This window comes from Pseudomonas sp. Ant30-3, from assembly GCF_000690905.1.
Classification (GTDB): domain Bacteria; phylum Pseudomonadota; class Gammaproteobacteria; order Pseudomonadales; family Pseudomonadaceae; genus Aquipseudomonas.
In genome coordinates this window covers 21922-33907 of sequence record NZ_JMCL01000109.1, presented here as the reverse complement: position 1 = coordinate 33907, position 11986 = coordinate 21922, and the positions used below count along the sequence as shown (strand labels likewise).

General features: G+C 57.9%; 11 protein-coding genes, 1 tRNA gene and 1 pseudogene. 9 read left to right on the top strand and 4 right to left on the bottom strand.

The annotated features are described in order from the left end of the window. The first annotated feature begins 29 nt into the window (after positions 1-29). From rpmI to DU29_RS1000000133400, 8 genes and pseudogenes are all read left to right on the top strand, one after another. A complete protein-coding gene (gene rpmI / locus DU29_RS0124190; RefSeq protein ID WP_003442181.1) occupies positions 30-224 on the top strand; it encodes a 50S ribosomal protein L35 in 195 nt (64 codons plus the stop codon). Positions 225-253: 29 nt separating this feature from the next. Further along, complete coding sequence (rplT, locus tag DU29_RS0124185) at positions 254-610, top strand: 50S ribosomal protein L20 (RefSeq protein WP_007905879.1); 357 nt, start codon at positions 254-256, stop codon at positions 608-610. 109 nt (positions 611-719) lie between these two features. Continuing rightward, the gene (pheS, locus tag DU29_RS0124180) at positions 720-1736 is read left to right on the top strand and encodes a phenylalanine--tRNA ligase subunit alpha (RefSeq protein WP_007905876.1); all 1017 of its coding nucleotides are present in this window, start codon (positions 720-722) and stop codon (positions 1734-1736) included. A gap of 26 nt (positions 1737-1762) precedes the next feature. Beyond that, positions 1763-4144: a phenylalanine--tRNA ligase subunit beta gene (pheT, locus tag DU29_RS0124175; RefSeq protein WP_028624034.1), complete on the top strand. Its 2382-nt coding sequence runs from the start codon at positions 1763-1765 to the stop codon at positions 4142-4144. A 3-nt stretch (positions 4145-4147) separates the two neighbouring features. Next, positions 4148-4450 (top strand): integration host factor subunit alpha, encoded by a 303-nt coding sequence (gene ihfA / locus DU29_RS0124170; protein WP_002553164.1) that lies wholly within the window; start codon positions 4148-4150, stop codon positions 4448-4450. Continuing rightward, a complete protein-coding gene (locus DU29_RS0124165; RefSeq protein WP_003179985.1) occupies positions 4431-4787 on the top strand; it encodes a MerR family transcriptional regulator in 357 nt (118 codons plus the stop codon). Before ihfA ends, DU29_RS0124165 begins: the two co-directional genes overlap by 20 nt. An 89-nt stretch (positions 4788-4876) precedes the next feature. Then, positions 4877-4953: transfer RNA gene (locus tag DU29_RS0124160), tRNA-Pro, on the top strand. Between the two features lie 903 nt (positions 4954-5856). Next, positions 5857-6165 (top strand): annotated as a pseudogene (locus DU29_RS1000000133400) (LysR family transcriptional regulator); the annotation flags it as partial. Between the two features lie 589 nt (positions 6166-6754). On the opposite strand, the gene DU29_RS0124145 reads toward DU29_RS1000000133400, so the two are convergent. Both DU29_RS0124145 and DU29_RS0124140 read right to left on the bottom strand, forming a co-directional pair. Then, positions 6755-7231 (bottom strand): MarR family winged helix-turn-helix transcriptional regulator, encoded by a 477-nt coding sequence (locus DU29_RS0124145; protein WP_028624031.1) that lies wholly within the window; start codon positions 7229-7231, stop codon positions 6755-6757. 97 nt (positions 7232-7328) lie between these two features. Further along, entirely contained in the window at positions 7329-8672 is a 1344-nt protein-coding gene (locus DU29_RS0124140) for a spinster family MFS transporter (RefSeq protein WP_028624030.1), read from the bottom strand. 325 nt (positions 8673-8997) lie between these two features. Between DU29_RS0124140 and DU29_RS0124135 the strand changes: the two genes are divergently transcribed. Continuing rightward, the gene (locus DU29_RS0124135) at positions 8998-9978 is read left to right on the top strand and encodes an AraC family transcriptional regulator (protein ID WP_028624029.1); all 981 of its coding nucleotides are present in this window, start codon (positions 8998-9000) and stop codon (positions 9976-9978) included. An 88-nt stretch (positions 9979-10066) separates the two neighbouring features. On the opposite strand, the gene DU29_RS0124130 is transcribed toward DU29_RS0124135, so the two are convergent. Both DU29_RS0124130 and DU29_RS0124125 read right to left on the bottom strand, forming a co-directional pair. Then, complete coding sequence (locus DU29_RS0124130) at positions 10067-10831, bottom strand: class II aldolase/adducin family protein (protein ID WP_028624028.1); 765 nt, start codon at positions 10829-10831, stop codon at positions 10067-10069. A 22-nt stretch (positions 10832-10853) separates the two neighbouring features. Continuing rightward, a complete protein-coding gene (locus DU29_RS0124125) occupies positions 10854-11840 on the bottom strand; it encodes a ketopantoate reductase family protein (protein ID WP_028624027.1) in 987 nt (328 codons plus the stop codon). Between the last annotated feature and the right edge of the window lie 146 nt (positions 11841-11986).

Here is an 11986-nt window from a genome sequence, read left to right as displayed (position 1 = left end):
TTTATCAACTGAATGCGGAGTATCCGAACATGCCAAAAATGAAAACGAAAAGTGGTGCTGCTAAGCGGTTTCTGAAAACTGCTAACGGTATCAAGCATAAACACGCTTTCAAGAGCCACATCCTGACCAAAATGTCGACCAAGCGTAAGCGTCAGCTGCGCGGTAGCAGCTTGCTGCACCCGTCCGACGTTGCAAAAGTCAAGCGTATGCTGCGCCTTTGCTAATTTTTGGTTAAGAATAGAGGAAGTAACTCATGGCTCGTGTAAAGCGTGGCGTCATTGCCCGTAAACGTCACAAAAAAATTCTGAAACTTGCTAAAGGCTACTACGGCGCTCGCTCGCGCGTATTCCGTGTTGCCAAGCAAGCGGTAATCAAGGCAGGCCAATACGCCTACCGTGACCGTCGTCAGAAAAAACGTCAGTTCCGCGCTCTGTGGATCGCTCGTATCAACGCTGGTGCACGTATTAACGGTCTGTCCTACAGCCGTTTCATCGCCGGCCTGAAAAAAGCGTCCATCGAGATCGACCGTAAGGTTCTGGCTGATCTGGCAGTGAACGAAAAAGCGGCGTTTGCTGCGATTGTCGAGAAAGCTAAAGCCACCTTGGCTTAAGTACCCCCGACAATCACCAGGCCTCACCTCCGTGGGGCCAGGTGTTAAACGTCATAAATAGGGGAAGAGCCTTCAAGCTCTTCCCCTATTTTGTATCTGGAGTCTGTACATGGAAAACCTGGATGCGCTCGTCTCTCAAGCACTAGAGGCTGTGCAAAGCGCTGAAGATATCAATGCCCTGGAGCAAATCCGGGTTCACTACCTTGGCAAAAAGGGTGAATTGACTCAGGTGATGAAGACCCTGGGGAACTTGCCGGCAGAGGAGCGTCCGCAAGTTGGCGCCCTGATCAACGTTGCCAAGGAGCGTGTCACAGAGGTTCTTAATGCCCGCAAGGCGCTGTTTGAAGAGGCCGACCTGGCCGCCAAACTGTCTGCCGAGTCCATTGATGTGACCCTGCCTGGCCGCGGCCAGACCTCGGGTGGTCTGCATCCGGTCACGCGCACTCTGGAGCGTATCGAACAGTTCTTCACCCACATTGGCTACGGCATCGCCGAAGGTCCTGAGGTCGAAGACGATTACCACAACTTTGAAGCGCTCAACATCCCAGGCCATCACCCGGCCCGGTCGATGCATGACACCTTCTATTTCAATGCCAACATGTTGCTGCGCACCCATACCTCGCCGGTACAGGTCCGCACCATGGAATCGAAACAGCCGCCGATCCGCATCGTCTGCCCGGGTCGTGTGTATCGCAGCGACTCCGATATCACCCATTCGCCGATGTTCCATCAGGTCGAAGGCCTGCTGGTCGATCGCGATATCAATTTCGCCGACCTCAAAGGCACCATCGAAGAATTCCTGCGGGTGTTCTTCGAAAAAGAACTGGCCGTGCGTTTCCGTCCTTCGTATTTCCCGTTCACCGAGCCATCCGCTGAAGTCGACATGGAATGCGTGATGTGCAGCGGTAAAGGCTGCCGCGTCTGCAAACAGACTGGCTGGCTGGAAGTCATGGGCTGCGGCATGGTTCACCCGAACGTATTGCGCATGTCCGGGATCGACCCGGAAGAGTTTTCGGGCTTTGCCTTCGGCATGGGCGTTGAGCGTCTGGCCATGCTGCGTTACGGCGTGAATGACTTGCGTCTGTTCTTCGACAACGACTTGCGGTTCCTCGCGCAATTTCGCTAGTCGTAACGAATTCTTAGGAGAGCAGGATGAAATTCAGTGAACAATGGCTGCGTGGCTGGGTAAGCCCGCAGGTAAGTCGCGACGAGCTGGTTGCTCGTCTGTCGATGGCCGGTCTTGAGGTCGATAGCGTTACGCCGGCCGCCGGTGAATTTAATGGCGTGATAGTGGGCGAGGTGCTGAGCACCGAGCAGCACCCGGACGCCGACAAGCTGCGCGTTTGCCAGGTCAGCAATGGCTCCGAGACTTTTCAGGTTGTGTGCGGAGCGCCGAATGTGCGCCCGGGCCTGAAAATCCCGTTCGCTATGATCGGCGCCGAATTGCCGGGCGATTTCAAAATCAAGAAAGCCAAGCTGCGTGGTGTTGAATCCAACGGCATGCTGTGCTCGCAAGCCGAGTTGCAGGTGGGCGAAGGCAACGATGGCCTGATGGAGCTGCCGGTCGATGCGCCGGTTGGCAAGGACATTCGTGAGTACCTGGGGCTCGACGATGCCAGCATCGAAGTCGACCTCACGCCGAACCGTGGCGACTGCTTGTCTTTGGCAGGTCTGGCCCGTGAAGTCGGCGCGTTGTATTCCTCCGAAGTTACCCGGCCGGTCGTGGCCAGCGTTCCTGCCGTGCACGATGAAGTGCGTTCGGTTGAAGTCCTCGCACCCGCTGCATGCCCGCGTTATCTGGGTCGTGTGATTCGTAACGTCGATCTGTCCAAGCCCACGCCGCTGTGGATGGTCGAGCGTCTGCGTCGCGCAGACGTACGTAGCATCGACGCCGCCGTCGACATCACCAACTACGTGATGCTGGAGCTGGGTCAACCGCTGCACGCCTTCGATCTCGCCGAGATCAACGGTGGCATCCGTGTGCGCATGGCCGAAGAAGGTGAGAAGCTGGTACTGCTCGACGGTCAGGAAGTCACGCTGCGCAGCGATACGCTGGTGATTGCGGACCACACCCGCGCTCTCGCCATTGCCGGCGTCATGGGTGGCGAGCACAGCGGCGTCAATACTGCGACCACGCGCGACGTGTTCCTCGAGAGTGCGTTCTTCGACCAGATCGCCGTCGCTGGCAAGGCCCGTTCCTACGGTCTGCACACCGATGCTTCGCACCGCTATGAGCGCGGCGTGGACTGGCAACTGGCCCGTGAAGCCATGGAGCGCGCCACTGGCCTGCTGCTGGAAATCACTGGCGGTGAAGCTGGCCCGATCATCGAAACCGTCAACGAAGAATACCTGCCGAAGATTGCCCCGGTTACCTTGCGCGCCCAACGCATCACCCAGATGCTCGGCATGGAAATGGACCCGGCCGAAGTCGAGCGTTTTCTCAATGCTTTGGGTCTGAGCGTTTCCGCTGACGGGGCAGGGCAGTGGCGCGTTGAAGTGCCAAGCCACCGCTTCGACATCAGCCTGGAAGTGGACCTGATTGAAGAGCTGGCCCGTCTTTACGGTTACAACCGTTTGCCGGTCCGTTACCCGCAAGCGCGTCTGGCACCGCAAGCCAAGGCCGAAGCACGCAGCGATTTGCCTGAACTGCGTCGTCTGCTGGTAGCGCGTGGTTATCAGGAAGCGATTACTTACAGCTTCATCGATCCGAAACAATTCGAGTTGTTTAATCCGGGTGTCGAGCCGCTGCTGTTGGCTAACCCGATCTCGAACGACATGGCGGCAATGCGTTCTTCGCTATGGCCGGGTCTGGTCAAGTCGTTGCAGCACAACCTGAACCGTCAACAGGATCGCGTTCGCTTGTTCGAAAGCGGCTTGCGATTTGTCGGTCAGCTCGACGATCTGAAGCAAGAGCCGATGATTGCCGGCGTCGTTTGCGGCAGCCGTCTGCCGGAAGGCTGGGCGCAGGGTCGCGATGTCGTCGATTTCTTCGACGTCAAAGCCGATGTGGAAGCCGTGCTGGGCTTTACCGGTGCGCTGGATTCGTTCAAATTCGTCCCGGGCAAACACCCCGCGCTGCACCCGGGGCAAACCGCGCGCATTGAACGCGAAGGGCGTCTGGTTGGTTTCGTTGGCGCGATCCATCCTGAATTATCGAAAACCCTCGGTCTCGATCGTCCGGTCTTCGTGTTCGAGCTGGTTCTGGCGGAAGTGGCACTGGGTAAAATGCCTGAATTCCAGGAGTTATCGCGCTTTCCTGAAGTGCGACGTGACCTGGCGCTGATTGCGGCTACGGACGTTGCGGCCAGTGCCGTGCTGGACGTAATCCGTGAAAATGCAGGCGAATGGCTGACAGACCTCAGGCTATTTGACGTATATCAGGGTAAAGGCATTGATCCTGATAGAAAAAGCCTCGCCGTCGGCTTGACCTGGCAGCATCCATCGCGCACTCTTAATGACGATGAGGTGAATACCACAACGCAAAACATCCTCACCTCGCTCGAACAAAGGTTGAACGCCACGTTAAGGAAGTGACGTATGGGGGCTCTGACGAAAGCTGAGATGGCGGAACGTCTGTATGAAGAGCTGGGCCTGAATAAACGGGAAGCCAAGGAATTGGTCGAACTGTTTTTTGAGGAAATCAGGCACGCTCTTGAAGACAACGAACAAGTCAAATTGTCCGGTTTCGGCAATTTCGACCTTCGGGACAAACGCCAGCGGCCTGGCCGCAATCCGAAAACGGGGGAAGAAATCCCGATCACGGCTCGCCGTGTGGTCACCTTTCGTCCAGGGCAGAAGTTGAAGGCCCGAGTTGAGGCTTATGCTGGAACCAAGTCATAACGACGAGCTACCCGTCATCCCAGGCAAACGCTACTTCACCATCGGTGAAGTCAGCGAGCTATGTGCCGTAAAACCGCACGTGCTGCGCTATTGGGAGCAGGAGTTTCCTCAACTCAACCCCGTCAAACGCCGCGGAAATCGCCGGTATTATCAGCGCCAGGATGTGCTGATGATCCGTCAGATCCGCGCGCTTCTTTACGATCAGGGGTTCACCATCGGCGGCGCGCGCTTGCGCTTGTCCGGCGATGAAGCCAAAGATGACACCACCCAGTACAAGCAGATGATCCGGCAGATGATTGCCGAATTGGAAGATGTGCTGGTTGTACTCAAGAAATAAAATCCTGCTTTTAAATACTTCCAGTTTTCAAAAGCTTGCGATATATTCTTGAGCGTTCTTCGAGGTGAAGAACGAGTTTCACGCCTAGTCGGGGCGTAGCGCAGTCCGGTAGCGCACTAGCATGGGGTGCTAGGGGTCGAGTGTTCGAATCACTCCGTCCCGACCATATTTTTCAATGACTTAGGCCAATGTTCGCGCATTGGCCTTTTTCATGTGCGTGACATTTGCGTGACTTCTCGAACGCATATGGCTTAACAGAACCCGGCCACTGTGCCGGGTTCTTTCGTTTTCGGCTCAGCCACACGCATTACTCAAAGCTTGGAGTGCTGTCGGAGCTGTATTACACAGCGTCCCCATGACTCTTGCCTCGGCTATGCACAAATTGCGGGGACTCATTCGTACCCGTTCCCCGCTGGCCGTCTCCAAACGGCTTGTATACTTCTGGAGTAACGCTGGACCCAGCCGACCTCAGCTTAGGCACAGCCACTTGCACTTGGTAGAGGGGAGCGGGGAGCCTGGTACTCGGTTGTTCCATATGGTTAAGCTTGTCACCTGCGGAGCTTGTATCGAAGTCAGCTACGCTACGCGGCTGATCTAGAGAGCGGTCTGAAACTGCCGTGGTAGTTGTACTGGCCGGCTGTTGAAGAGACGTTCTAGCATCAGCTTCGTAACGCTTAGTCGATGCTCGGGCGCTAGCTGTATAATTCTCGTCTAGCCACGCTACCAACTGGACTGCGCGATAGGGCCGCTGACCTGGAACCGCTTCCAACCGTAGCGCGATGCGGTCCCTGTTCATGTCGTTGACCTGGAATCCACGCAGTTCAAGATATTCATCAATAAAGTGTTCGACATCCCACGCTTCGGTGATTGAGACGAAGATGCTCTCGATCTTCCCGGAGTAGCGCTTTTTATCTGAGCGTTGCCAAGGCATGATACAAACTCCGTAATATCAAAGTGATACTATGGCGTCGTCATGTGAGCTTGGCAATATGTCATTCTTGCGAGCGATCACTGGTCAATAACGCTTGAAGAAAGATCACCTGTCCTGCCCAAACCATGCTTACGGGGGAGCGCGAGACTGGCTCGGCTCTATGCGGTGAATTCGCTTACTCAACGCGGACGCCAATTCAAGGTGGTCTACTTCAGCTAAAGCCTGGCAGGTCAGGTGGCGGCAGTGGAGGGTGGGCTGGAGATTGCTGCGATCACTCAGTGCACCGTATCTGCATCTGCATCGCTCCAGGTGCTGGGTAGCGAGCACGGCCTGGGGAGTATTGAACCTTTGGAGGTGTCAATCCTGCGTAGCCGGGCCTCTTGCGGCTCTAAAGCGGTGAATAGCCTGCATGCTTTTATCATCAGTGCGCTGAGAGTCCAGGCGTAAACCGGCTTATCCATTTAACCTGAACCGCTGTATACGCAAGCGTAGGTACGTGGTGTGAGAGGACGTCGGATTTTAATCAGCCTTCTGATTCCAGTCCGCTCGTCGAGCCAATCGCACTCTCTCTCCAACCAGTTCCTCTCAAATGTATGCGCAGACCCTGCGCTGCAGACAGGAGAGAATTATGATTGACGATAACAACGGTCCTGAAGCTCCATATCCGGGCCCAGAAGAGCAAACACCCGACACGGGCGAAGGTCATGATTCCGGTCTTGATCAGGCTGAGTCCGAGCCTAAGCAGGGCACGGGCGAAAGGCCGGTAGACTGGAATCCGCCGCCTGGGAACCCAGGGTCTGATCAGGATGCCCAGACAAACCGTGACAACGGCGGGGCTAACTAGGCACCCGCGAATGCATATAACTTTATAAAACCCGGCCACAGCGCCGGGTTTTTTTGTTTTCGGCTTAGCGACGCCTGTCGCCAGAAGGCGAAAGTCCTGCCCTCATCTCCCGTCATTTTCAGGTCACAGCATGAGGCTGCGATTCAGGAGAAGTAGACTTTCGCTGGTGCCCACAGCGTTGGTCCCACCGGATCAGTCTTCCGGCAGGTTATTGAAGATTTTTTCCAGGGTGCCGTTCAGTTTGGTGATCTGGGCCTCGGTCAGGCCTTTGAAACTTGTGCGGAAGATATCGCTGGTGCCGTGCTGGATTTCTTCGATGGTGTGGCGGCCGACTTCGGTGAGTGAGACTTGCGTCACGCGCCCGTCGCTGGCGCTGGTGTTGGTCTCTACCAGGCCGTCAGCTTTCATGCGATAGACAATTTTGGTGATGGTCGAGAGCTTGGCGATGGCATGGATTGAGATTTCCGAAATGCTCGACTCGCCATTTTCCTTGAGGATGAACAGAATCCGCCAGCGCGGTATGTCCATATCGATTTTTTTCAGCGCTTTCTCCATCGCCATGGAGTAACGGCCGTGCAGGCGCGCCAGCCAGTAGAAGGGAAACTCCTCCTTCTTGAAGTCTTCGCTGGCGGGGTTGTATCGGCTCAGGCGCTTTTTCGGGGTGGTCATAAAGGTGGCGTAGTCTTTCTCGTGAGCTGGGTTTGATAGCGGGCGCCATTGTCGCGCCGCCCGCTGCAAAAAACCAGCGGGCACGCCACAGCACGCCTCAGGCGAGACCTTCGCGCTTCAGACTCTCACGAAAGTGTCGGCAACCCTTGATCAACAACGCCAGGGTAAGCGCAACCGCAAAGGCGTTGAGCAGGGAAATCGACGAGCCGACCATCGCCGGATTCTCGAACAGCCTGTCGGTAATCAACGCGACCGCCGTAGTCCCGAGACCGAGGCCGATCAGGTTGGAAATCAACAGGAACACCGCGCTGATCTGCGCCCGCATCTGGTTCGGCGGCAAAATCTGCATGGCCGCAGTGGAGGCCGGCATCGGAAACGAGGCGAAGAACATGGCCGGCGCCAGCAGCGCTACAGACATCCACAGTTCGCTGACCTGGGTGAACGCGACGGCGGGCACCGCCATGCCGATCGCGCCTATCACGCCCGCGCGAATCGGCGCGTCGCTGTAACCTCTCTTCGCCAGCCAGTCGATCAACCAGCCGCCGCAAAACACGCCACTGGTATTGGCCAGCAACACTACGATCCCGAGCATGTAGCCGGTATCGCTCGGGGCCAGGCCGAATTTGCGCATGTAGAAAGCCGGGGTCCAGCTGAGCATGCAGAACAGGGTCATCGCGTAGAACGAAAAACCCAGGTAGTGGCAGGAGAAAGTCTTGCGGTGTAACGCCAGAAAGGCGAACGCCTGTTTCATGCTGGGCGCATGGACCTTGCCCTCGGCGTCCAGTTTCAGGCCCTTGCGCGCCGGGTCGCGAACCGTCAGCGCAATCAACAGGGCAACCAGCACGCCCGGCAAGCCGACCAGGAAAAACGTCACCTGCCACGGGCGCATTTCGCCCAGCAGCGGTACGGCGACGCTGTCGAGATTCTTCAGCAGATCGATCACATATCCGCCGATCAGAAACGCCACGCCGCCACCGATGAACGAGCCGATGGAGTAGATCGCCACGGCGCGCCCGAGCTTCTCCCGGGGGAACATGTCGCTGAGCATCGAGTAGGTGGCTGGCGACAGTGCCGCTTCACCAATCCCTACGCCGATGCGGGCCATGAACATCTGCAGGAAATTTTTGCTCAGCCCGCACAGGGCGGTCGCCAGGCTCCAGAACGCGACGCCGATGGCGATGATTTTCGGGCGGGAGAACTTGTCCGCCAGTAGCGCGATCGGCATGCCCATAAAGGCATAGAACAGAGAAAAAGCCAGCCCGTGCAGCAAGCTGAACTGGGTGTCGGTGAGCTGCAGATCGTGTTTGATCGGCTCGATCATCAACGCCAGGATCTGCCGGTCGATAAACGAAAAAATGTACGCGAGCATGCAAATGGCGACGATGTACCATTCGTAGGCATAGCTTTTGCGGGTGACCTCGGTGGGTGTTTTGCTGGTCATGCTGTTGGCCCCTTCAGGGTTGGCAATCAGTCAGTCGGCGGCAGCGGGGATGTGCAATTGGGTGTATCGGTGACGCCATCGTTACCTGAGCGCTAGGCCCTGGTGCGTTATTGGTTTTGTTGTGCGGTCCAGGTTGCCAATCCGTTGGCATGGGGGTGGTGCAGAACCTTTTTAGGCCCTTGTTTGGCGGGACTCTATGCGCCAGGCGCAGTGCCTGTTCCGGGCGCGCAGAAAGCGTTTGGGTGGCGCAAAAATTGCTTTCCATTTCCACTAAATTTCGCCGTGTCTGCGACTCGGCTAGGTCATTTTCTGGAGGCGCTTGCGCATGTTGGATCAACGCTTTTCGCTCCGTGAACATTGCTTGCTGAGTTCCGATGGATTCGGCGAGGTCCGGGATCGCGTCAGTCATTACCTGTGGCCCCATCAGATGAAAATGCACCAGGGCGGCGCCCTGCAATCGCAGCTCTATGGCGTGTTCTTCGGCAGTTCGGCGCTGTTCGATCTGCACTACGGCGCACCGGTGGAAATCGACGCCGGCGATATCAGCGACTTCTACCTGATCCGGGTCACCCTCGAGGGTGGCGGCATGGTCAGCCTGGGCAAGCAGAATGCAATTCTGCGCAAGGGCGGGCTGACCATTTCCTCGCCATCCGAGCGCAGTTTTATCCGTATCGACAAGGACTGTCGCAACCTCATTTTGCGTGTCGATCGCCAAGCCCTCGAACGTCAGTTGCAGGTGTTGCTCAATCGCCGGATGCGCCAGCCGCTGGTGTTCGATATTCAGGTCGACCCGGCTCATCAAGGCATGGCGACGGTACGCGCGACGCTGGATTACATCTGCCAGCTCTACGGCGACACCGGCCAGATGTTGCTGGCTTCGGCCATGGGCGGCAGCCTGTCGGACTATCTGCTGTCGGTGCTGCTGACCCAGTTGCCGCACAATTACTCGGACGATTTGCTGCAAGACCAGCGCCAGCCGATGCCGCATCACGTCATGAAAGCCCGCGGCTACATTGAGCAGCATCTGGCCGAACCGATTGCCCTGGCGAGTTTGGCGCAGTACTGCGAGGTGTCGATCCGCACCCTGCAAAATGGCTTCACGCGCTTTCTCCAGCAAACGCCCAGCGACTATGTGCGCACCCGCCGTCTGGCGCTGGTGCACCTGACTTTGCAGCAGGCCGGGCCGGCGGACAGCGTAACGGATATCCTGCTGCGTCACGGCGTCGCCAGCTTCGGACATTTCGCCATGCAGTACCGCAAGCAATACGGCTGCCTGCCGTCCGAGACGCTGCGACGTCAGGCCTGATGCTCTGCAGGATCAGCCTTGGACAAACCGCTGAGCCAGGTCCAGTTGCGAGTTGGTCCTTTGAATGAGTCACTGACCGCTCCTGCGATTAACAACACTGGCCGCGAGCAGCGTGCATCTTGCGTACCATGCCGTCGAAGAATTTCACCGCAAAGCCGCTGTCGCGAATCAGCATGGCCGAGAGCTCGGCGCATTTTTGGCTGATCTCTTCCGGCAGCAGATTGTCTTCACCGCCCAAGGCACCCGCCTGGCACTGGATTTCGGCGGCACGTTGCACTGTCCACAACAGGAAGAACGCCTTGGCGATGCTGCTCTCGCCGACCGCGATGCCGTGGTTGCGCAGCACCAGGATGTGCTTGTCGCCGAGGCTGTCGATCATCCGGAATTTCTCATCATCGAACAGGGTGATGCCTTCGAAGGTGTGATAGCCGATCCGTCCGTAGAGTTGCGCGCCGTAGAAGTCGTGATGGGCAAAACCTGCCTTCTTCATGACGATGGCCGAAATCGGCGTGGTGTGGGTGTGAATCAGACACTGGATGTCCGCGCGCGCACCGTGCACTGCGCTGTGCAGGGCGAAACCGGCCGGGTTGCCGTCGTACGGCGAGTCTTCGAGTTTCTTGCCGTGCAGGTCGACCTTGAGCAGGTTGGCCGGCGTCACTTCGGTGTAATTCAAGCCGAACGGGTTGACCAGATAATGGTGCGCCGGGCCGGGCAGGCGCGCGGAGATGTGGTTGAAGATGGTTTCGGTCCAGCCAAAGAAATCCACCAGGTGGTAGCAGTGCGCAAGTTGCACCCGCAGTGCCCATTCTTCATCGCTGTACTGCGGCGGTTTGGCTAATTCGGTCTGGTTCATGTCGGAGTCCTTGTCTGGGGAATCAGTGGCGGATCTGCTCGCCGCGAAAGCGTGCGAGGGCAATCAGGTGGCGGGTGACGGGCATCGGGATCGCCATGCAATCGGCCAGTTCCAGCACCGCGTCGCCGATGGCGGCCAGCTCCAGCGGGCGGCCTTTTTCATAGTCCTGCAGCATTGAGGTGCGCACGGCGCCCATGCCGGCACCGAGTTCGAGAAAGGTCAGCGGATCGATGCTCACGCGCGCCCCGTGAGCGGCGGCAGTCAACAGCGCTTCGTGCAGGCAACTGCTGACCACGTCGCGCAGCTCCGGCAGGCTGTAAAGCTGTTCGAGGGTGGCGCCGGTGATCACCGAGAGCGGGTTGGAAGTGATGTTGGCAATGATCTTGGTCCACAGGTTGTCGCGAATGCGGTCGGTGGCCCGCGCTTCGATCCCGACACTTTCGATCAGCGCGCGCACCTGCTCCAGGCGCGGGCTGAGGCGGTTGTCGGGCTCGCCGAAAATCATCAGATGCGGGGTCTGCGATTCGGCCACGGCAGGGGACGGGCAGTGCGCGGTGATGAACACCACGCAGCCGATCACGTGCCGCAGGTCCAGAGCCTGGCTGAGGATCGACTGCGGATCAACCGCGCTCACTTGTCGCCCGTCGTAGCGTCCGCCTTCGCCGTGGAAGTACCACCAGGGCACACCGTTGACCACCGGGATCACCACCGTTTCGGCACCGATCATCGGTTGCAATTGCGGCAGCAAACCCGCCAGGCCGTGGGACTTGGTGCAGAGAAAAATCAGGTCCTGCACGCCAAGGCTCGCGGCGTTGTCGCTGGCCTCGATCCGCACGTGGTGCTGCCCGTCCAGATCAGACAGGTGAATGCCGTCACGGCGAATGGCAGCCAGTGTTTCACCTCGGGCGAGAACGTTGACATTAAGGCCACCGACAGCCAGCCGTGCGGCCAGGGTGCAGCCAATGGCACCGGCACCGGCGATGCCGATGCGCAAGGGGGTAGCGTTCATCGTAGCTCCGGATTATTCAAAGGAATCGACATCCATCCCACTGACCCACCGCGATCCCCGTAGGAGCCGGCTTGCTGGCGAAAGCGTCCAACCAGGCGATATCCACATCGACTGACCCATCGCTATCGCCAGCAAGCCGGCTCCTA

Excerpts from the sequence above, each read along its gene's own strand:
- rplT (WP_007905879.1), top strand. The coding sequence starts at position 254 with ATGGCTCGTGTAAAGCGTGGCGTCATTGCCCGTAAACGTCACAAAAAA.
- DU29_RS0124140 (WP_028624030.1), bottom strand. The coding sequence starts at position 8,672 with ATGACCAGCAAAACACCCACCGAGGTCACCCGCAAAAGCTATGCCTAC.
- ihfA (WP_002553164.1), top strand. The coding sequence starts at position 4,148 with ATGGGGGCTCTGACGAAAGCTGAGATGGCGGAACGTCTGTATGAAGAG.
- pheT (WP_028624034.1), top strand. The coding sequence starts at position 1,763 with ATGAAATTCAGTGAACAATGGCTGCGTGGCTGGGTAAGCCCGCAGGTA.
- DU29_RS0124165 (WP_003179985.1), top strand. The coding sequence starts at position 4,431 with ATGCTGGAACCAAGTCATAACGACGAGCTACCCGTCATCCCAGGCAAA.
- rpmI (WP_003442181.1), top strand. The coding sequence starts at position 30 with ATGCCAAAAATGAAAACGAAAAGTGGTGCTGCTAAGCGGTTTCTGAAA.
- DU29_RS0124135 (WP_028624029.1), top strand. The coding sequence starts at position 8,998 with ATGTTGGATCAACGCTTTTCGCTCCGTGAACATTGCTTGCTGAGTTCC.
- DU29_RS0124130 (WP_028624028.1), bottom strand. The coding sequence starts at position 10,831 with ATGAACCAGACCGAATTAGCCAAACCGCCGCAGTACAGCGATGAAGAA.
- DU29_RS0124125 (WP_028624027.1), bottom strand. The coding sequence starts at position 11,840 with ATGAACGCTACCCCCTTGCGCATCGGCATCGCCGGTGCCGGTGCCATT.
- pheS (WP_007905876.1), top strand. The coding sequence starts at position 720 with ATGGAAAACCTGGATGCGCTCGTCTCTCAAGCACTAGAGGCTGTGCAA.
- DU29_RS0124145 (WP_028624031.1), bottom strand. The coding sequence starts at position 7,231 with ATGACCACCCCGAAAAAGCGCCTGAGCCGATACAACCCCGCCAGCGAA.